The following is a 20,423-nucleotide window of genomic DNA, read 5'->3' as shown; positions in this document are numbered from 1 at the left end:
CGGCAGTCTCAGTGGCGACCCGGCAGCGACGCCTGCCACGTGAGCAGCGTCCCGCTGTCCGAGCCGGCCCCGAGCACGAACGTCCCGCCGTGCCGCCGCGAGCGGGCGGCGAGGTTGTCCGTGCCGGAGCGGCGCTCGCGCTCGGGCGGGAGCCCGGCGCCGTCGTCCTCGACCTCCACGACGACGCGGCCGGTGGGCGCCTCGCCGTGCAGCTCGACGCGCACCGCGACCGACGCCGCCCGCGCGTGCCGCGCCGCGTTCGCCAGGCCCTCGCGGACGACCGCGACGACGTCGTCGGACAGGTCCTCACCGACGCGCTCGTCGAGCGCCGCCGCGTCGCCCTCGAGGCTGTCGGGGGAGTCGAGCACGCGGCCGTCGACCGTGATGAGCAGCGACGGAGCGAAGCCCAGACCGGTCCGCGCCAGCGACGCCTCGCGCCGCAGCCGTTCCGCGAGCGGGGCCGCGGCGTCCGGGTCGCGCAGCGCGTGGACGATGGAGCGGATCTGCTTGACCGTGGAGTCGACGTTGTCGAGCGCCTCCTCGACGATCCCGGCGAGCTCGGTCGGGTCGACCCCGCGGGCCGCGCGCCGGCGCACGGTCTCCAGCTGCATGCCGGTCGCGAAGAGCTGCTGGATCGCGAGGTCGTGCAGGTCGCGCGCGATGCGCTCGCGCTCGTCGAGCAGGGCTGCGACGTCCTGGGCGTGCCGCGCCTCCGCCAGGACCAGCGCGAGCGCCGCCTGAGCGGCGTACGCCTCGGCGGTCGCGAGGTCCGTCGGCTCGAAGGGGGTGGAGCCCACGCGACGCAGCAGGACGAGGACGCCGACGCCCCGTCCGTCGGCCTGCATCGGCGCGTACATCGCCGGACCGAACTGGCGCAGCGCGTCCACCCGCATCGCACGGGAGCGGGACAGCGAGTCGACGACCAGGCCGTTGCCGTCCCGCAGGACGGTCCGGGCGCGTCCGTCCGGCGGCATGACGGTCCCGACGAGCTCGTCGGAGCCGACGCCGTCGACGATCTCCATCACCCACGTGTCGTCCACCCCGGGCAGGACCAGAGCCGCGGTGTCCGCCCGCGCGACCTCCCGGGAGGACGACGCGATCTCGGCGAGGACCTCCTCCTCCTCGGCGCCGGAGAGCAGCATCGTCGTGATCGTCTGGCCGGCCTGGAGCCAGTGCTCGCGGTGCTCGGCCTCGGCGTACATCTGGGCGTTCTGGATCGCGACCGCGGCCGCCGCGCCGAGGGTGAGGACGACGTCGTCGTCGTCGTCGGTGAACCCGCCCTCCTTCTCGGAGAGGTACAGGTACCCGTACACGCGGTCCCGGACGCGCACGGCGGTCCCGAGGAAGGAGCCCATCGGCGGGTGGTTCGCCGGGAAGCCGCGGAAGCTGGGGTGCTGCATGAGGTCGCCGAGCCGCAGGGTGCCGCGGGTCGGGATCGCGCCGAGGACGCCGACGGCGTGCGGACCGCGGCCGAGCATCGCCGCGAGACGCTCGTCCATCCCGGTGTGCACGAACGTCGTCGAGCGGCCCCGTCCGTCCAGCACGTTGATGGCCCCGAAGCGGGCGCCGGTCAGCTCGGTGCTCGCGGCGACGAACCGCTGCAGGACGCTCGGCAGGTCGAGGCTGGACGCGAGGTTGAGAGCCGCCTGGAGGAGCTCCGCCGCGGCGACGGAACCGCTGTGGCGCTGGGTCGACGGCGCCGTCATGGTGCCTCCTGCTGCGTCGTGGCCCGGGCTCGGGCGGTGCCTTGCGGGGCCGTGGCCGCCGGTCGTGCCGGGTGGTCAGCCCGGGGTGGTCGGACTCCCTGAGGGCACGGTACCGCGCACGTCCTGGGTGGCCGGCCCGGCGCCCGGTGCCGCGTCCTCGCAGGCAGCGCCGCGGAGCACCGTCACGTCGGCACCGGGGCCGACCCGCAGCACCACGGCGGCGTCGTCCAGGCCCGTGTCGCGGTGCGTCACGACCAGCACGCCGCGGCCCGGGGCGAGCGTGCCGTCGAGCAGCCCGCGCAGCACCGCGGCGGCGTCCTCGTCGTCGAGGTGCTCGGTCGGCTCGTCCAGCAGCAGCAGACGCGCGCGCGTGAGGAGCGTCCGGGCCAGGAGGAGGCGGCGCCGCTGCCCGCCCGAGATGCGGACCGCGTCGCCGCCCAGGACCGTGCCCAGGCCCTCCGGCAGCCCGGAGAGCCACGGCCCCAGGCCTACCGTCCCCAACGCCTCACGGGCCTCGCCCGGCGTGACGTCGCCGCGTCCGACGCGCAGGTTCTCCAGGACGGTCGTGTCGAAGACGTGGGCGTCCTCGGGGGTAAGAGCGACCACCTGGGCGGCCTGCTGGCGGGGCAGCGCCGCCACGTCCTGGCCGCCGATGCGCACCGTCCCGGCGCGCGGCGGGAGCAGACCCGCGAGGGTGAGCAGGAGCGTCGTCTTCCCGGCCCCGCTCGGTCCGACGACCACGACGCCGCGGCCCGGGCGGAGGTCCAGGTCCACGCCGCGCGCGACGACGGGTCCGTCCTTCCAGCCGCAGGCGAGGTCGCGGGCCCGCAGGAGGTCGGGCACGGGGTCGCCCACCACGCCGGCCGGCGCCGCCGGCGGTGGCGGTGCGGCGGCGTCCAGCAGCGCCATGACGCGCCCCGCCGCCCACCGCGAGCGCAGGACCTGCACGGCGGCGGCGGGCAGGGCGGCCACCGCCTCGAAAGCGGCGAGCGGGGTGAGCACCACGACCGCGAGCTCCACCGGCGCCAGGCTCCCGGCGACGGTGGCGGGGACGCCGAGGAGGAGTGCCGCGAGCACGACGGCGCCCGTGGCCGCCGGCTGGAGCGCGGCGCCGACCGCAGCGGGACGGGCGGCGTCGTCGGCGGCCCGGGTGCAGCGTGCCTCCGCTTCGCGCACGGTGTCGACGAGCGGGTCCACCCGGCCTGCCACCTGCAGCTCCGCCGAGCCGTCCAGGAGCGTCAGCACGGCCGCGGACGTGTCCGACCTGGCCTGCGCCGACCGCGTCTCGGCGGCCTCGGCGGCACGGAGTGCGAACCGTGGTGCCAGCACGCCGGCCACGAGGAGCCCGAGCGCGAGGGCGACCCCCGCCGCCGGCAGGAAGAGGCCGACGAGCACGCTGGACGCCAGTCCGACCACAGCGGCGACGACCATCGGCAGCAGTCCCCGGACGACGACGTCCCCGACAGCGTCCACGTCCGTCCCGACCCGGGCGAGCAGGTCCCCGCGCCGCAGCTGCACCAGGGCCGCGGGGTCGCCCGCGGAGAGGCGTTCGTAGAGCCTCGTCCGCAGCGTGGCCATGCCGCGCAGCGCGACGTCGTGGGACACCAGGCGCTCGACGTACCGCAGCAGTCCGCGGGAGACGCCGAAGGCGCGGACCGCGACGGCGGCGACCGTCAGCGCCATGACGGGCGGCATCTGCGACGCCCGCGCGATGAGCCAGGCCGACACGGCGGCCAGCGCGACGGCGGAGCCGAGGCTGCCCGCACCGGCTGCGACCGCTGCGAGGACGCGTCGGGGCGGCACCTCGAGCAGCCGCACGGCACGCCACAAGGGGTCGACGCGGTTCACGGCGCCACCACGGGAGCGGGCACCGGCTCTCGCGCGGGCACGGGTTCCCGGTCCGGGGCGCTGCGCACCTGCACGACGTCGTCGGCGGCCGTGAGCAGGGCGGGTCGGTGGGCGACGAGGAGCACCGTGCGGCCCTGGTCCCGCAGGCGCGCGACCGCGCGCAGGACGACCGCCTCGCCGTCCGCGTCCAGGTGCGCCGTCGGCTCGTCGAGCACGACCAGCGGCTCGTCGCCGAGCAGCGCCCGGGTGAGCGCGACGCGCTGCCGCTCGCCCAGGCTCAGGCCCGAGCCGCCCTGTCCGACGGCCGACAGCCAGCCCCCCGGCCGGCGTTCGACGACGTCCGCCAGGCCCGTGAGCCGCGCGGCCGCCGCGACGGCGTCCGGCGCGACGGCCCGTCCGCGGGTCACCGCGTCCAGGACGGAGCCGGGCTCCAGCGTCGTCCGCTGGGGGACCCAGGCGACCTGTCGCCACCACGTGCGGCGGTCCACGTGGGCGAGGTCGACGTCGTCGACGAGCACCCGACCGCGGGTCGGTGCGACGAGCCCGAGCACGACCGCTGCCGCCGTCGACTTGCCCGAGCCGTTGGCCCCGGCGAGCGCCACCACGCGGCCCGGCCGGAGCACCAGGTCCAGGCCCGCGGGCGCCAGGAGCGACCGCCCGGGTGCCGCGACGTCGAGGCCGACCACGCGCACGGTGGCCCGGCGCAGGTCCGGTGCCGGTCGGGCGGCAGCGACGGGGGACGCTCCGGGGATCGGCACGTCCAGGAGGGCGAAGGTCCGGGAGGCGGCGGCGAGCCCGTCCGTCGAGGCGTGGAAGTGGGCGCCGACCTGCCGGAGCGGCAGGTACACCTCGGGGGCGAGGACGAGCACCGCGAGCGCCGTCGTGAGGTCGAGGTGGCCGTGGACGAGCCGGAAGCCGACGCCGACGGCGACGAGGGCCACGGAGAGTGTCGTGAGGAGCTCGAGCACCATCCCGGACAGGAACGCGACCCGGAGGGTGTCCAGCGTCGCGCGGCGGTGCGCCTCACCGAGCTCGCGGACACGGACCGCCGGGCTGCGCTCCCGGCCCAGGGCGCGCAGCGTCGGGACGCCCGCGAGGAGGTCCAGCACGTGGCCGCCGAGCCGCGTCATGGCGACGAGCCGCCGGTCCGCCACCTGCTGCGTCATGACGCCGATGAGCCACATGAACAGCGGCACCAGCGGCAGCGTGAGCGCGATCGTCGCCGCGGCGACGCCGTCCAGGCCGAGGACGACGAGGAGGCCGGCGGGCGTCACGGTGGCGGCCAGCAGCAGCTGGGGGAGGTACCGGACGAAGTAGGGCTCGAGGGCGTCGAGACCGCGCGTCGCGAGCGTCGCGACGGCGGCGGGGTCCTCCGGGAGGCCCCGCGGGCCCAGCGCGACGGCGTGCCGGACGACCTGCTCGCGCAGCTCGGCGACGGCGCGGGCGGCCGACCGGTGGGCCCACCGCTCCTGGAGCCCCACGAGCACGGCGCGGGCGACGAGGACGACGGCCAGGCCGGTGAGGGGCCCGCGGACGTCGGCGAGGCCTGCCGCCCCGGTCACCACCGGCGCCAGCGCGTGGGCGAGCAGGAGCGCCTGGGCGACGACCGTCCCCGCGGTGAGCCCGCCCAGGACGGCGGTGAGCACGACGTAGCGACGCGCCGAGCGGGCCCGCCGCAGGAGGCGCGGGTCGAGCGGCCTCACACGCGGTCGAAGGTCAGCCCCGTCGGCGCGGGGATCTGCTCGACCGTGAGGCGCCGGCGGAACACCCAGTACGTCCAGCCCTGGTAGACCAGGACGAGCGGCGTGAGCACCACGGCGACCCAGGTCATGATCGTCAGTGTGTAGTCGGTCGACGACGCGTTCCGGACGGTGAGCGAGTTCGCCGGGTCGACGGCCGGCATGACGTCCGGGTACATCGAGCCGAAGACGAGCACGACCGCGGCCACGATCGTCACCGCCGACGCGACGAACGCCGGACCCTCGCGCCGGGCGCGGGTCGTCGCGACCAGCGCCAGGAGCGCGAGAGCGGCGAGGGCCGTCGCCGCCCACGTCCACGGCACGGAGAAGGCGACCTGCGCCCAGACGGCGAAGGCGCCGGCGACGACGAGCGTCGCGACCGCCAGGCGCCCCGCCAGCGCGCCGGCACGCCGACGGACGTCGCCGTCGGTCTTGAGCGCGAGGAAGACGGCGCCGTGGGTGAGGAAGACCAGGGCGGTCGTCGCGCCGCCGAGGAGGGCGAACGGGTTGAGGAGGTCCGCGAAGGTGCCCACGTACTGGTGGTCCGCGTCGAGCTGCACGCCGCGCACGAGGTTGCCGAACGCCACGCCCCACAGGACGGCCGGCACCCACGACCCGACGACGAGGGCGCGGTCCGCCCACGCTCGCCAGCGGTCGTCGTCGATCTTGCCGCGCCACTCGAACGCCACCACCCGGACGATGAGCGCCAGCAGGATGAGGAACAGCGCCAGGTAGAAGCCCGAGAACATCGACGCGTACCACTCGGGGAAGGCCGCGAAGGTCGCCCCGCCCGCGGTCAGCAGCCACACCTCGTTGCCGTCCCACACAGGCCCGACGGTGTTGATGAGCACCCGGCGCTCCCGGTCGTCGCGCCCGAGGACGGGCAGGAGCATCCCGACGCCGAAGTCGAAGCCCTCGAGGACGAGGTAGCCGGTCCACAGGACCGCGACGAGCACGAACCAGACGGTCGCCAGCTCCATGGTCTCGGTTCCTCTCAGTACGCGAACGACAGGGGCGTGGAGCCGGCGTCGTCGGGGCCCTGGGCGGAGGCGAGCCGCCGGGCCTCGGGGCTCGGGTCCTTCTCGGTGGGTGCCACGCCCTCCCGGGCGTACCGCACCATGAGCCGGAACCAGATGACGGCGAGCAGGGCGTAGAGCAGCGTGAAGCCGACCATCGAGACGAGGATCGTCGCCGCCGGGACGGACGTGGAGACGCCTGTCGCCGTGAGCATCCACACGCCGTCGACCCCGCCGGGGTTGGGGTTGGGGACGACGACCCAGGGCTGGCGGCCCATCTCCGTGAAGATCCAGCCGAACGACGACGCCAGGAACGGCATCGGCAGCGCGACGAGTCCCAGCGTGCCGAACCAGCGCGTCCCGACCACGGAGCGACGGCGCAGGAACCACAGGACCGCGGCTGCGAGGGCGGCGGAGCCGGCACCGAGGCCGATCATGAGCCGGAAGCTCCAGTACGTCACGGCGAGGTTCGGGCGGTAGTCCACGCCCTCGCCGTACAGGACCTCGGAGCGCTCCTGCAGCTCGTCCACACCCGGCAGGTAGGAGTCGAACGTGCCCGACGCCAGGTACGACGTGAGGCCGGGGATCGTCAGCACGTGACGCACGCCCTCGCAGTCGTTGCCGAGGTCGCCGATGGTCAGCAGCGAGAAGGCCGCACCGTTCTCCCCGTCGCACAGCGCCTCGGCGGACGCCATCTTCATCGGCTGCTGGTCGAACATCAGCTTCGCCTGCCAGTCCCCGGACAGGGCGACACCCACCCCCGACGCGAGCATCGTGACCGTGCCGAGCACGACGGCGCTGCGGTAGACGCGTGCCGTGGCCTCGTCCCCCCGGCGCACCGAGCGGACCATCCACCATGCCCCGATGCCGGCGACGAAGGTGCCGGCCGTGAGGAAGGCCGCCGTGATCGTGTGCGGGAACGCCGCGAGCAGCGTGACGTTGCTGAGGACGGCACCGATGTCGACCATCTCCGCCCGGCCCGTCTCCTCGTTCAGCACCGCGCCGACGGGGTGCTGCATCCAGGAGTTCGCCGCGAGGATGAAGTAGGCGGACACGTTGGTCGCGATGGCGACCGCCCAGATCGTCGCCAGGTGCACACGCTTCGGCAGCGTGTCCCAGCCGAAGATCCAGAGCCCGAGGAACGTGGACTCCACGAAGAAGGCCGCGAGGGCCTCCATCGCCAGCGGTGCACCGAACACGTCGCCGACGAACCGGGAGTACTCGCTCCAGCTCATGCCGAACTGGAACTCCTGGACGATGCCCGTCGCGACGCCGATGGCGAAGTTGATGAGGAGCAGCTTCCCGAAGAACCTCGTCAGCCGCAGCCAGCGCTCGTGGCCCGTGCGGTGCCAGGCGGTCTGCATGATGGCGACGAGCGGCGCCAGTCCGATCGTCAGCGGGACGAAGATGAAGTGGTAGACGGTCGTGATGCCGAACTGCCACCGCGCCAGGTCCAGGGCGTCCACGGTGCCTCTCCTTCGAGCACTGTCGAGATCCGACGCGACGACGGTAGGGAGCGGGGGGTCGGCGCCTCCTGGGACCTTCGTCCTTCGAGGTGACACCACGTCACCTCCACCCCGCGGCGCGCGCCACGCCGCGGCAGCGCGCGTGGGTCGGAGGTCCCTGCTGTGCGATACTTCCGGCAAGCTCGGGGGTCGCCACACCGTCTCCCGGGCGGCAGACGACTGCCGGACGTGGTCCGCGACCGCCAGGCGCCGCCGTCCTGCACCGACCTCTCCTCGGGTGACACGATCGCCGCTGAGGAGGCAGGTGCCGGGACAGGCTGGCGCCGGTCCCCGCCCACCCGTCCGGTCCGACGACAGGCTTCCGTCGCGACGCACCGCGCCAGCGACGACCGACCCGCCCGGGCCGGGGAGTGTGGCCGAACCGGGCATGGAGACGTACTCCGTGGCAGACGACCGCATCACCCCCGACATCGCAGCCCAGGGCAGCACCGACGCCTCGGCGCCGCGAGCCCGTCGCAGCCGGCGCGCCACCAGCGCGACGACGACGCCCCCCGCCACCGACACGGCACCCGCGGCGAGCCCCCCGCCCCGGCCCCGGCGACGTCCGCCGGCACCGCCGCCATCGCCGACGCCGCACCGCCGACTCGGCGGACCCGCTCGCGCCGCGCCACCGCGCCCGCCGGGGCCGCGAGCGGGACCGGCGCGCCCTCAGCCTCCGGGGCACCCGAAGCCGAGGTGCCCGTGTCCCCGGCCTCCGAGCCGGCCGCTCCGCCGTCCGCCGCGCCGGAGCAGGCGACCGCGGCACCGGCGAGGTCCAGGCGTTCCCGCAAGCCGGCGGCCGAGCCGGAGCAGCCGACGGCGGCACCCGCTGCCACGACCGGCGCCACGCCGCCGCCCGACGCCCCGGAGGCGCCCCCGCGGCGCCGTCGTCGCAAGGCGGACGCGGTCGCCGACGCCGGCGCCGAGCTCCCCACCGAGGGGACGCCCGTCGCCGCGCAGGCCGACGAGGGGACGCCCGACGAGGCCGCCGGGACCGCGGGCACCACGCCGACGCCGACCACCGAAGGCGATCCCCAGGACGCCGCCCCGACCGAGGCGTCGGAGGGTCGCACCCGTGGCGTCCGTCGTGGCGGTCGGTCACGGTCCACCCGGGGCCGTGCCGGAGCGGACGCGGCTGCCGCGGAGCCGACACCCCCCGGTGCCGAGCCGGAGGTCGCGGCCGAGGGGACCCCGGTCGACGCCGCGTCCGCCGACGCCGCGCCCGGCGACACGGCGCCAGCCGACGCCGCGCCCGAGGGTGCGCCGGCCGACGACGCCCCGCCGGCACGGACCCGTTCGCGGCGCGGCAGCCGGAGCCGCGCCGGCGCCGCCCCGGACGTCGCGGCCCCCGCCGCGCAGCCCGCACCGGTGGCCGAGGGCACGCTCGACGTGCTCGCCGAGCTCGGTGCTGCCCGCAGCGCGGAGCCGACACCGCCCGACACGGACGCGCCGCGCCGCTCGGCGACCGCGCTCCTGTTCCAGGCACCGGACCCGACGACTCGGCCGCGCCGCCGTCGGGCGCAGGCTCCCGCCGGGCCGCCGCGCGCTCCCGAGGAGGGTGGGACGCTGGACGTGGTCGAGGCGGAGGACGACGTCCTCACGCCGGTCGAGGACGGCGCCGCCGGCCCCGAGCAGGCGGACGTGGGCCCCGAGCCCGCCGGCGAGGCCGACGCCCCGGAGTCCGTCGAGGACGAGGACGGTGACGACGAGCGCACCGAGGACGAGCGCGAGGCCGGTCGCCGTCGCCGTCGCCGTCGAGGCGGGCGCGGACGGCGCAGCCGCTCGACGGACCGCCCGGACGGTGAGCAGGACGACGACGACGGGGACGACGAGGACGGTGCTGGTTCCGACGGTGCCCGCGCCGACGGCGCGACCGAGGACGGTGCGCCGGGCGCCACCGACGACGACGGCGCGACCGGGCCGGACGACGAGGACGGCGAGGAGGAGACCGGCGGCACGAGCCGGCGCCGTCGGCGGCGCCGTCGGAGCAGCCGGGCCGAGGGTTCGGGGGACGCCGAGCCGGAGCAGCGCACCACCAGCAGCCGCCGCACCCGCACGTCGTCGGCCTCGGACGAGGTCACGGCGCTCAAGGGCTCCACGCGCCTGGAGGCGAAGCGTCAGCGCCGCCGGGAGGGACGCGACGCGGGTCGGCGCCGCTCGATCATCACCGAGGCGGAGTTCCTGGCCCGCCGGGAGTCGGTCGACCGCGCCATGGTGGTGCGCGAGCACGACGGCCGGGTCCAGATCGCCGTCCTGGAGGACGGCGTGCTCGTCGAGCACTTCGTGTCGCGCACGGGTCAGGGCAGGAGCGCGTCGACGACCACCGTGGGCAACGTCTACCTCGGTCGCGTCCAGAACGTGCTGCCCAGCATGGAGGCGGCGTTCGTCGACGTGGGCAAGGGCCGCAACGCGGTCCTCTACGCCGGTGAGGTCAACTGGGACGCCGCGGGCATGGAGGGCCAGCCCCGCCGCATCGAGCAGGCGCTGAAGTCCGGCGACTCCGTCCTCGTCCAGGTCACCAAGGACCCGATCGGCCACAAGGGTGCCCGCCTGACGTCGCAGGTCACGCTCGCCGGTCGCTACCTGGTCTACGTCCCCGGCGGGGCGATGACGGGGATCTCCCGCAAGCTGCCCGACACCGAGCGTGCCCGCCTGAAGAAGCTGCTCAAGGAGATCGTCCCCGACGACGCGGGCGTCATCGTGCGCACGGCGGCGGAGGGTGCGAGCGACGAGGAGCTGCGCCGCGACGTCCAGCGGCTGCAGGAGCAGTGGGCCGCGATCGAGAAGAAGGCGAAGACCGCCTCGGCGCCCGCCCTGCTGCAGGGCGAGCCCGACATGGCGATCCGGGTCGTGCGCGACATCTTCAACGACGACTTCCGGTCGCTCGTGGTCCAGGGCGACGACGTCCACAGCATGATCGAGGAGTACGTCTCCGCCATGGCCCCCGACCTCGCCGACCGCGTGACCAGGTACACCGGGACCGGCGACGTGTTCGCCGACCACCGTGTGGACGAGCAGCTCGCCAAGGGGATGGACCGCAAGGTCTGGCTGCCCTCCGGCGGGTCGCTCGTCATCGACCGCACGGAGGCGATGACCGTCGTCGACGTCAACACCGGGAAGTTCACCGGTGCGGGCGGGACCCTCGAGGAGACCGTCACGAGGAACAACCTCGAGGCGGCCGAGGAGATCGTCCGGCAGCTCCGGCTGCGGGACATCGGCGGGATCATCGTCATCGACTTCATCGACATGGTGCTCGAGTCCAACCGTGACCTGGTCCTGCGTCGGCTCGTCGAGTGCCTCGGCCGCGACCGCACGAAGCACCAGGTCGCCGAGGTCACGTCGCTGGGCCTGGTGCAGATGACGCGCAAGCGGGTCGGCCAGGGTCTCGTCGAGTCGTTCAGCGAGACCTGCGAGCACTGCAACGGCCGCGGGTTCGTCGTGCACAGCGCGCCGGTCGAGCGCCCGGGCGGGCAGGAGCCGGCGCCCGAGCCGCAGTCGGACGCCAAGCGGTCCCGGCGCAAGAAGTCCTCCGGCGGGTCGTCGACAGCGCCCGCGGTCACGGTGCCCGTCCTGCCCGAGGCGCGCGAGGCCGTCAAGGCCACCCTGGCGACGATCGCGGCAGCCGCGGCGCACGCCCACGAGCACGAGCACCCGCACGAGCAGGCCAGCGCGGTCGTGCTGCCGGAGCTCGAGCAGCTGGCGCGCGCGGTGGGCAGCCGGGACGGGTCGTCCGGCGCCGGTGGGGGCGCCGCCCCGACCGGCCAGGGGCCGGACGGGACGGCCCCGGCTGCGCTCGCGGAGCTCGCGGACGCCGTCGGCAGCATCCGTGCCGTCGAGGCGCCCGCGCCGGGTTCGGGCGACCCCGGCGCCGCCGTGGCAGCGTCGGGTGACCAGGCGGTGGACGGGACGGGCACCCCGTCGGACGGGGCCGGAGCGGCCGGCGAGGAGAGCGGGCCGGCAGGGGTGGACGAGCCCGTCATTTGACCTGCGGGCGGAGGCATCCGTACCCTGGAACGTCGGTGCGCCTGAGTGCGCACCGCTTCCACGTGCCCCGGATGCCGTGCCCCGCGATTTCCCCGCGAGATGCAGTGCGTCCGAGGTGTGCGCCCGGGTGACCGGGCACCAGGGCACGCTGATGCAGACGCGAGAGCCGTTCGAGAGAGATGAGCAGCAACGTGGTGTACGCGATCGTCAAGGCCGGAGGCCGTCAGGAGAAGGTGTCGGTGGGCGACGTCGTCGTCGTGAACCGGCTGTCCGGTGACGCCGGCTCGACCGTCCAGCTGCCCGCCGTGCTGCTCGTGGACGGCGACACGGTGACCTCCGACGCCGCCGCGCTGGCCAAGGTGCAGGTCACGGCGGAGATCGTCCGGGACGAGAAGGGCCCGAAGATCGACATCCTGAAGTACAAGAACAAGACCGGCTACCGCAAGCGCCAGGGTCACCGGCAGAAGCTGACCCGCCTGAAGGTCACCGGCATCAAGTGAGCCGTCGGGTCCGTCGCCTCCGGCGCGGGCCGGTCGAGCCCCTCCCTCACCCCAGCACGAAAGCAGGCACGTCATGGCACACAAGAAGGGCGCGAGCTCCTCGCGGAACGGCCGCGACTCGAACGCGCAGCGTCTCGGCGTCAAGCGCTTCGGCGGTCAGCTCGTCAACGCCGGCGAGATCATCGTCCGCCAGCGCGGCACCCACTTCCACCCCGGCAACAACGTGGGCCGTGGCGGCGACGACACCCTCTTCGCCCTCGCTCCGGGTGCCGTGCAGTTCGGCGTCCGCCGTGGCCGCAAGGTCATCGACATCGTGGCTGCCGACGCCTGAGCCGCACAGCGTGACGAAGGGGCGCACCGTTCGGTGCGCCCCTTCGTCGTCCCCACCGTCCTCGCACGTCACCACCCCCGGAAGGAGCCGTCGTGGCATCGTTCGTCGACCGCGTCGTCCTGCATGTCTCTGGCGGTGACGGCGGGCACGGCTGCGCGTCGATCCGCCGCGAGAAGTTCAAGCCGCTCGCCGGCCCCGACGGCGGCAACGGGGGCGACGGCGGCGACGTCCTCCTCGTCGTCGACCCCCAGGTCACCACGCTGCTCGAGTACCACCACTCGCCGCACCGCCACGCGCCGTCGGGCACCCAGGGCATGGGTGACGACCGGCAGGGCGCGGCGGGGGAGGACCTCGTCCTGCGGGTCCCGGACGGCACCGTGGTCAAGGCCGCCGACGGCACCGTGCTGGCCGACCTCGTCGGCGCCGGCACGCGCTTCGTCGCCGCGGCGGGGGGCCGGGGCGGGCTCGGCAACGCCGCGCTGTCCTCCCCGCGCCGCAAGGCCCCGGGGTTCGCGCTCCTGGGTGAGCCGGGGGACAGCCGCGACCTCGTCCTCGAGCTCAAGACGATCGCCGACGTCGCGCTCGTCGGGTATCCCAGCGCCGGCAAGAGCAGCCTCGTCGCCGCGATCTCGGCCGCGCGCCCGAAGATCGCCGACTACCCGTTCACGACGCTCGTGCCGAACCTCGGCGTCGTCCAGGCCGGCTCGGCACGGTTCACGGTCGCCGACGTCCCGGGCCTCATCCCCGGGGCGAGCCAGGGCAAGGGCCTGGGGCTGGAGTTCCTCCGGCACATCGAGCGGTGCGCCGTCATCGTGCACGTGCTCGACTGCGCGACGCTCGAGCCGAACCGTGACCCCGTCACCGACCTGGAGGTCATCGAGGCGGAGCTCGCCGCGTACGCGGGCGACCTCGAGATCGCCGGCGGCGCGGTACCGCTGACCGAGCGGCCGCGCCTCGTGGTCCTCAACAAGGTCGACGTGCCCGAGGCGCGCGACCTGGCCGACCTCGTCCGTCCCGAGCTCGAGGCGCGCGGCCTGGAGGTCTTCGAGATCTCCGCGGCCAGCCACGAGGGCCTGCGGCCGCTGACGTTCGCGCTCGCGCGGCTCGTGGACGCTGCCCGGGCGGCCGCCCCGCCCCCGGAGCCGACCCGCGTCGTGCTCCGGCCGCGAGCGGTGGACGAGTCCGGCTTCACCGTCGCCCGGCGCGAGGACGGCGGCCGCACCTGGTTCCAGGTGCGCGGCACCAAGCCCGAGCGCTGGGTGCGCCAGACGCAGTTCTCCAACGACGAGGCCGTCGGCTACCTCGCCGACCGCCTCGCACGGCTCGGCGTCGAGCAGGAGCTCTTCGCCCAGGGCGCGACGCCCGGCGCGGAGGTCGTCATCGGTGACGGCGACGACGCCGTGGTGTTCGACTGGGAGCCGACGCTGCTCACCGGGACGGAGCTGCTGGGCGGACCGCGGGGGACGGACCTGCGTCTCGAGGACCGTGCCCGGCCGACCCGCGACGACAAGCGCCGCGAGTACAAGGACCGCATGGACGCCAAGGCCGACGCACGCGCCGAGCTCTGGACGGAGCGCGAGTCGGGCCGCTGGACCGACCCCGAGTCCGACGCGTGATCACCGACCGGGCGGGCCTCGCGTCCGCGGGACGGGTCGTCGTCAAGGTGGGCTCGTCGTCGTTGACGGCCGCCGACGGGACCCTGGACGTCGCGGCCCTGCGCACGCTCGTGCGGGTCCTGGCCGAGCGGCGCGTCGCCGGCACGGAGGTGGTGCTCGTGACGTCGGGCGCGATCTCGGCGGGCATGGCGCCCCTGGGGCTGACGGCCCGGCCCCGTGACCTCGCCACGGCCCAGGCGACGGCCTCGGTGGGGCAGGGACTGCTCGTCGCGCGCTACACCGAGGCTTTCGCGGAGCACGGCCTGCGCGTCGGCCAGGTCCTGCTCACCGCGGAGGACACGATCCGGCGCGGTCACTACCGCAACGCCCAGCGGGCGCTGGAGCGCCTCCTGGCCCTGGGCGTGGTGCCGGTCGTCAACGAGAACGACACGGTCGCCACGGACGAGATCCGCTTCGGCGACAACGACCGCCTCGCGGCCCTGGTGTCCCACCTCGTCCGGGCGGACGCGATGGTGCTGCTCACCGACGTGGACGCGCTCTACGACGGACCGCCGTCGCGGGGCGCGAGGCGCATCAGCGAGGTGTCCGGGCCGGGCGACCTGGAGGGCGTCGTCGTCACCGACCGGGGCAGCTCGGTCGGCACGGGGGGCATGGTGACCAAGCTCGCGTCCGTGGCGATCGCCACCGGGTCCGGGATCCCCGTGGTCCTCACGTCGGCGCGCCGCGCCGCCGCGGCGCTCACGGGGGCCACCGCCGACGGCGAGCCGGTCGGCACCTTCTTCGCCGCCACCGGGCGCCGTGTCCCCACGCGCATGCTGTGGCTCGCCCACGCCGCGCGGACGGCCGGGCGCCTCGTGCTCGACGCCGGTGCCGTCCGGGCCGTCGTGGAGCGACGGACGTCCTTGCTGCCCGCGGGGATCACGGAGGTCCACGGGACCTTCGAGGCGGGTGACCCGGTCGAGCTGGCCGGCCCGGACGGGCGCGTCGTGGCCCGCGGTCTGGTGTCCTACGGCTCCGACGAGCTCCCGCCGCTGCTGGGCCGGTCCACCCGCGAGCTGCGTGCCGAGCTCGGTGACGGCTACGACCGCGAGGTCGTGCACGCCGACGACCTGGTCCTCGTCCCGGCCCGCGGCTGAGCCGTCCGACGCCCGGGAACGCGGCCTATCCTGCGGCCATGACCACGACGCCCGCACTCCAGCAGGACCACCCGACCGGCACGGCCGTGCCGCCGTCGGTCCGGGACGCGGTGCTCGACGTGGCCCGGCGCAGCGGGGTCGCCGCTCGCGACCTCGCCACGGCGCCCCGGGCGACCAAGGACGCGGCGCTGCACGCCATGGCGGACGCCCTGGTCGCCGCGACGTCGCAGATCGTCACCGCCAACGCCGTGGACCTCGAACGCGGCCAGGCGGCCGGCACGTCGCCCGGCCTGCTGGACCGCCTGGCGCTCACGCCGGAGCGGGTCGAGGGGATCGCCGCGGCGCTGCGCGAGCTGGCCGCGCTGCCGGACCCGGTGGGCGAGGTGGTGCGCGGCTCGACGCTGCCCAACGGCCTGCGGCTGCGTCAGGTCCGGGTTCCCCTGGGCGTCGTCGGCATGATCTACGAGGCGCGGCCGAACGTCACCGTCGACGCCGCCGGCCTCGCCCTCAAGAGCGGCAACGCGGCGATCCTGCGGGGAGGGTCGGCCGCGTCGTCGTCGAACACGGTCATCGTCGAGGTGCTGCGCGAGGCGCTGCGGGGGGTCGGTCTCCCCGCGGACGCGGTGCAGTCGATCGACGAGCACGGGCGGGCCGGCGCGGTGGCTCTGATGCATGCGCGGGGGCTCGTCGACCTCCTCGTGCCGCGCGGCGGTGCGGACCTCATCCGCACGGTCGTCCAGGAGGCCACCGTCCCGGTCGTGGAGACCGGGACCGGCAACTGCCACGTGTACGTCGACGCGACGGCGGATCCCGCGGTCGCCCTGCCCATCATCATGAACTCCAAGACGCAGCGGGTCGGCGTCTGCAACGCCGCCGAGACGCTGCTGGTGCACCGCGACGCGGCCACCGCGTTCCTGCCGGACGCGCTCGTGGCCCTGCACCGCGCGGGCGTGACCCTCCACGGCGACGAGCGGACCGCCGGCCTCGCCCCGGCCGACGTCCCGGTCGTCCCCGCCACCGAGCAGGACTGGGCGACGGAGTACCTGTCGCTCGACCTCGCAGTGCGCGTGGTGGACTCGTTCGAGGACGCCGTCGAGCACATCCGGACGTGGTCCTCCGGCCACACCGAGGCCATCGTCACGCGCGACCTCGCGGCGTCGGAGGCCTTCGTCGCCCAGGTGGACTCCGCAGCGGTCATGGTCAACGCCTCCACGCGCTTCACCGACGGGGCGCAGTTCGGGCTCGGCGCCGAGATCGGCATCTCCACGCAGAAGATGCACGCGCGCGGGCCCATGGGCCTGCCCGAGCTGACGACGACGAAGTGGGTCGTCCACGGCGAGGGCCAGATCCGCGGCTGACCCGTCGCGGGCCGTGTCGGGCTGGGGCGCCCGTCGCCGACGTGCGACACTGGTCCCTGCCGTTCCGCGGGTCGGCAGGACGCCGTCGGCGGCCCTCGGGAGGGGTCGGACGACGCGCGGGCCGCCCCGTCACGGCCCGGACGAACCGACGCGACACTCCTGGAGGACGAGGTGCCTGCTGCTGCCCTGCTGCTCGCCGAGGAGGCGGCCGAGACCGCCAACCACCTGCCCCTGCCCCCGGCCGCCTACGGGCTGCTGGCGTTCGGCGGACTCGTGGTGCTCCTCCTGGTGACGTTCGCGTTCCGGAGCGTCGGCACCCGTCACTGACGTCGGACGGCGGACCGTCGAGGTGGAGGAAGCCACAGGCATGGCGCATCACCGGCCCAGGATCGGGGTGATGGGCGGCACGTTCGACCCCGTCCACAACGGTCACCTGGTGGCGGCGAGCGAGGCCGCGGCGACGTTCGACCTCGACGAGGTGGTGTTCGTCCCCACGGGCCGGCCGTCGCTGAAGCAGCACCCCGGCGTGACGCCCGCGGAGCACCGGTACCTCATGACCGTCATCGCCACCGCGTCGAACCCGCGGTTCACGGTGAGCCGCGTCGACGTCGACCGGCCCGGCCTGACGTACACGGTGGACACGTTGCGCGACCTCAACGCGCAGCGGCCCGGCGTGGACCTGTACTTCATCACCGGTGCCGACGCGATCACGCAGATCCTCACGTGGAAGGACGCGGAGCTGCTGTGGGACATGGCGCACTTCGTCGCCGTCACGCGGCCCGGCCACACGCTCTCGCTGGACGGTCTGCCGCCGGACTCGGTGAGCATCCTGGAGATCCCCGCGCTGGCCATCTCCTCCACGGACTGCCGCCGTCGGGCGCGGGCGGGGGAGCCGGTCTGGTACCTCGTCCCGGACGGCGTCGTCCAGCACATCGCGAAGCACCGGCTGTACCGAGGGCACGATGACTGACCAGACGCAGCAGTGGGGTGAGCGGCGGCGACGCCGGGAGGCGGAACGGTCCGTCGCGCCGGAGTCGGAGGTGACCCCCGCGTCGACGCCCGGTCCGCCCGCTGCGCAGGCCGGGCCAGCCGATCCGCCGTCGGCGCAGCAGCGGCCGCTGTCGCGCCGGGAGCTGCGTGAGCGCGCGCAGCGCCAGGCGGCGGAGCGCGCCGCCGCGGAGCGTCCGGCCGAGGAGCACCCGGCCGACGATCGAACCGCCGACGAGCGCCCGTCCGGCGAGCGCCCCGCCGACGAGCGCCCCGCCGATGCGCGACCCGCTGAGGAGCGCCCGTCCGGCGAGCGGCCCGCCGACGACCCGTCGCCGGCACCCGCCGCGGCGCCTGCGCGTGCGCTGTCACGTCGGGCGCTGCGCGAGGCGGCACGGACGGGTGAGGTCGCGCTGCCGACGACGACGTCGCCCCTCGTGCGTCCGCCTGCCCCGACCGGCGGGGTGCGCCGGGTCGCGCCCGACGGGTCGCTCTCGGCGGTCGAGAGCCCGCGCGGAGGTGGCACGACGAGTCCTGCGGCACCGCGGACGGTCGGGGCCGCGGACGACGCCGCGCCAGGATCGGACGCGGTCGCGCCGGTCGTGCCGGCATCGGACGAGCCCGCGCCCGAGACGTCAGCTCCACTGTCCCCGCAGGCCAGGGCCGCGGCACTGCGGGCCCAGGCGGCGCGGGCGCAGGAGGAGCGCGAGGAGGCCGCCCGGCGCAACGTCGAGCGCGCGCAGCGGGCGCACCACGAGCGCGCCGCCCAGGAACGGGACCGGCGGGCGTCGACGGTGCCGGCACCACGGCGGGCCCCGAGCGGCCCGACCCCGTCGGGACCTGCGTCCACCGCCGGACGGGACGAGGACCAGGCGGCGCGACCCGCGGTCGAGCAGGTCGCGGAGCGCCGTCCCGGACCGGCCGCCGCAGCGCGCTCTACCGGGTCCGTCGCGGGGGGGCCGATCGCCGTGGTCCGGCCGGCGGGTCAGCCGTCCGTCCCCGCGCCCCCGCAGGCGCTCGCACCGGCCGGTCCTCGCACGACCGCGGCGCCGGTCGCGCCGGCCCGCCCCGCGGACGTCGCTGCTGCTGCGCCGGCCCGCCCCGCGCAGGCCTCCACCGCCGCGCCGGCCCGCCCGCGGACACCCCGGGACCGCTCCCGCCCGTCCCGCGCCGCCCGTGTCCACCCCCCGCTGGGGTGCGGTGGAGGAGCGGCCGCTCCCGTGGGCGCCGGTCCCCGGTCGGGAGACCACGTCAGACGTCACCGCCCCGGCCGGGACCGTGCCCCCTGCGGACCGCCTCGCGGACCCGACCGACGGGCCCCCGGTCGAGCACCGGTCGCCCTACACGTGGCTCCAGGTGCTGGGCCTCATCAGCGTCGCCTTCGTGCTCGGTGTCCTCATCTACTTCGCGCTCATCCAGGACGACGACGGTGGCACGGGCGCCGCCCTCTCCGCCGCGGTCGGGGGCGTCCCCGTGTCGACCGACGGCGCGTCGGCGGTGGCACACGTACCGTTCACCCCGTCCCACCCGTTCGAGACAGGAGCCTGAGTGGCTGCGACCGATCGTGCCCTCGACCTGGCCTTCACGGCCGCCCACGCCGCTTCGGACCGCAAGGCGCAGGAGATCATCGCGCTCGACGTGAGCGAGCGCCTGGTGCTCACAGACGTCTTCCTCATCGCGTCCGGCACCAACGAGCGCCAGGTGGGCGCCATCGTCGACGCTGTCGAGGAGGCGATGCAGAAGGCGGGCGCCAAGGCCGTGCGCCGCGAGGGCGTCCGCGAGGCCCGGTGGGCCCTGCTGGACTACGGCGACGTCGTCGTCCACGTGCAGCACGCCGACGACCGCGTCTACTACAACCTCGAGCGGCTGTGGGCGGACTGCCCCGTCGTCGAGCTGCCCGAGGGTGCGCGCGGTGGCGACGGCCGGACGGACACCCAGGGGTGAGCGCCGGCACCGTCGTGCTGTGGCGCCACGGCCGGACCGCCTGGAACGCCGAGCACCGCCTCCAGGGCGCGACCGACATCCCGCTGGACGACATCGGCCGGTGGCAGGTCGGGCAGGCGGCCCAGGGCCTGTCCGAGCGCCACGTCCCCGACCGGATCGTCACGTCGGACCTGGGGCGCGCGGCGGACACGGCGCAGGCGCTCGCTGACCTCGCCGGCCTCCCCGTCGAGCCCGACCCGCGCCTGCGGGAGCGCCGGTTCGGCGAGTGGGAGGGCCTCACGGGCGACGAGATCGCCCTGCGCTGGCCGGAGCAGTACGAGACGTGGCGCAGCGGTCACGACCCCCACCGCGAGGGCGCGGAGACCCGTCGTGACGTCGCGGACCGCATGGCCGGTGCGATCGCCGACCACGCCTCGCGGACCGCGACCGGCGGGACGCTCGTCGTCGTCTCGCACGGTGCCGCGATCACGCTCGGGCTCGTGACGCTCCTGGGACTGGACCCGGAGTCGTGGCGCGGCGTGTTCGGCCTGCACAACGCGCACTGGTCGGTGCTGCGCCGGTCCTCCGGCGCCGGCCGGCCGCGCTGGGCGCTCGAGGCCCACAACCAGGGTCCCGCCGTGATCGTCGACGACTGGAACGAGGGCCGGCCGACGGAGGGTGTGCCGAGCACCACCGCCGACGCGCTGCGGACCTGAGCGGTACCGGCGTCGCGCACGCAGGCACCCTGTCCGCGGGGTCGCGGGCATGAGACAT

General features: G+C 75.6%; 16 protein-coding genes. 11 read left to right on the top strand and 5 right to left on the bottom strand.

The window, feature by feature from the left end:
* Positions 1-8 precede the first annotated feature (8 nt).
* From LG379_RS12655 to LG379_RS12635, 5 genes are all read right to left on the bottom strand, one after another.
* On the bottom strand, positions 9-1,706 hold the full coding sequence (locus tag LG379_RS12655; protein WP_225754868.1) for a GAF domain-containing sensor histidine kinase: 1,698 nt from the start codon (positions 1,704-1,706) through the stop codon (positions 9-11).
* 75 nt (positions 1,707-1,781) lie between these two features.
* Entirely contained in the window at positions 1,782-3,554 is a 1,773-nt protein-coding gene (cydC, locus tag LG379_RS12650) for a thiol reductant ABC exporter subunit CydC (protein ID WP_225754867.1), read from the bottom strand.
* Positions 3,551-5,257, bottom strand: a complete 1,707-nt coding sequence (cydD, locus tag LG379_RS12645) for a thiol reductant ABC exporter subunit CydD (RefSeq protein ID WP_225754866.1) — start codon at positions 5,255-5,257, stop codon at positions 3,551-3,553. Before cydD ends, cydC begins: the two co-directional genes overlap by 4 nt.
* Positions 5,254-6,273: a cytochrome d ubiquinol oxidase subunit II gene (cydB, locus tag LG379_RS12640; RefSeq protein WP_225754865.1), complete on the bottom strand. Its 1,020-nt coding sequence runs from the start codon at positions 6,271-6,273 to the stop codon at positions 5,254-5,256. The genes cydD and cydB overlap by 4 nt, the downstream gene beginning before the upstream one ends.
* 14 nt (positions 6,274-6,287) lie before the next feature.
* Entirely contained in the window at positions 6,288-7,775 is a 1,488-nt protein-coding gene (locus LG379_RS12635) for a cytochrome ubiquinol oxidase subunit I (RefSeq protein ID WP_225754864.1), read from the bottom strand.
* Between the two features lie 741 nt (positions 7,776-8,516).
* On the opposite strand from LG379_RS12635, the gene LG379_RS12630 reads away from it, so the two are divergent.
* The 11 genes from LG379_RS12630 (at position 8,517) to LG379_RS12580 (ending at position 20,365) form a co-directional block, all read left to right on the top strand.
* Entirely contained in the window at positions 8,517-11,798 is a 3,282-nt protein-coding gene (locus LG379_RS12630; protein WP_225754863.1) for an Rne/Rng family ribonuclease, read from the top strand.
* A 191-nt stretch (positions 11,799-11,989) separates the two neighbouring features.
* On the top strand, positions 11,990-12,298 hold the full coding sequence (gene rplU / locus LG379_RS12625) for a 50S ribosomal protein L21 (protein ID WP_173406167.1): 309 nt from the start codon (positions 11,990-11,992) through the stop codon (positions 12,296-12,298).
* A gap of 73 nt (positions 12,299-12,371) precedes the next feature.
* Positions 12,372-12,629 (top strand): 50S ribosomal protein L27, encoded by a 258-nt coding sequence (rpmA, locus tag LG379_RS12620; RefSeq protein ID WP_225754862.1) that lies wholly within the window; start codon positions 12,372-12,374, stop codon positions 12,627-12,629.
* A 92-nt stretch (positions 12,630-12,721) separates the two neighbouring features.
* Positions 12,722-14,245 carry a GTPase ObgE gene (obgE, locus tag LG379_RS12615; protein WP_225754861.1) on the top strand — a complete coding sequence of 508 codons (1,524 nt, stop codon included), beginning with the start codon at positions 12,722-12,724 and terminating at the stop codon, positions 14,243-14,245.
* Positions 14,245-15,381, top strand: a complete 1,137-nt coding sequence (proB, locus tag LG379_RS12610) for a glutamate 5-kinase (RefSeq protein WP_225754965.1) — start codon at positions 14,245-14,247, stop codon at positions 15,379-15,381. Before obgE ends, proB begins: the two co-directional genes overlap by 1 nt.
* Before the next feature lie 38 nt (positions 15,382-15,419).
* Positions 15,420-16,739 carry a glutamate-5-semialdehyde dehydrogenase gene (locus tag LG379_RS12605; RefSeq protein WP_225754860.1) on the top strand — a complete coding sequence of 440 codons (1,320 nt, stop codon included), beginning with the start codon at positions 15,420-15,422 and terminating at the stop codon, positions 16,737-16,739.
* Positions 16,740-16,910: 171 nt separating this feature from the next.
* Positions 16,911-17,066, top strand: coding sequence for a hypothetical protein (locus LG379_RS12600; RefSeq protein WP_225754859.1), 156 nt, complete (start codon positions 16,911-16,913; stop codon positions 17,064-17,066).
* 40 nt (positions 17,067-17,106) lie between these two features.
* Positions 17,107-17,709, top strand: coding sequence for a nicotinate-nucleotide adenylyltransferase (gene nadD / locus LG379_RS12595; protein ID WP_225754858.1), 603 nt, complete (start codon positions 17,107-17,109; stop codon positions 17,707-17,709).
* Between the two features lie 1,193 nt (positions 17,710-18,902).
* Positions 18,903-19,274, top strand: a complete 372-nt coding sequence (locus tag LG379_RS12590) for a hypothetical protein (protein ID WP_225754857.1) — start codon at positions 18,903-18,905, stop codon at positions 19,272-19,274.
* Positions 19,275-19,670 (top strand): ribosome silencing factor, encoded by a 396-nt coding sequence (gene rsfS, locus LG379_RS12585; RefSeq protein ID WP_225754856.1) that lies wholly within the window; start codon positions 19,275-19,277, stop codon positions 19,668-19,670. It abuts the gene before it with no gap.
* Positions 19,667-20,365 carry a histidine phosphatase family protein gene (locus LG379_RS12580; protein ID WP_225754855.1) on the top strand — a complete coding sequence of 233 codons (699 nt, stop codon included), beginning with the start codon at positions 19,667-19,669 and terminating at the stop codon, positions 20,363-20,365. Before rsfS ends, LG379_RS12580 begins: the two co-directional genes overlap by 4 nt.
* The last annotated feature ends 58 nt before the right edge of the window (positions 20,366-20,423 follow it).

Origin of the sequence: Actinotalea sp. Marseille-Q4924 (genome assembly GCF_916618755.1) — a bacterium.
Taxonomy (GTDB): domain Bacteria; phylum Actinomycetota; class Actinomycetes; order Actinomycetales; family Cellulomonadaceae; genus Actinotalea.
Note: the sequence above shows the minus strand (reverse complement) of the source record. Positions and strands in the feature narration are given on the sequence as shown.

Bases quoted from the DNA above. Each gene is read 5' to 3' on its own strand.
- LG379_RS12655 (WP_225754868.1), bottom strand. From the start codon at position 1,706: ATGACGGCGCCGTCGACCCAGCGCCACAGCGGTTCCGTCGCCGCGGCG.
- cydB (WP_225754865.1), bottom strand. From the start codon at position 6,273: ATGGAGCTGGCGACCGTCTGGTTCGTGCTCGTCGCGGTCCTGTGGACC.
- rpmA (WP_225754862.1), top strand. From the start codon at position 12,372: ATGGCACACAAGAAGGGCGCGAGCTCCTCGCGGAACGGCCGCGACTCG.
- LG379_RS12605 (WP_225754860.1), top strand. From the start codon at position 15,420: ATGACCACGACGCCCGCACTCCAGCAGGACCACCCGACCGGCACGGCC.
- nadD (WP_225754858.1), top strand. From the start codon at position 17,107: ATGGCGCATCACCGGCCCAGGATCGGGGTGATGGGCGGCACGTTCGAC.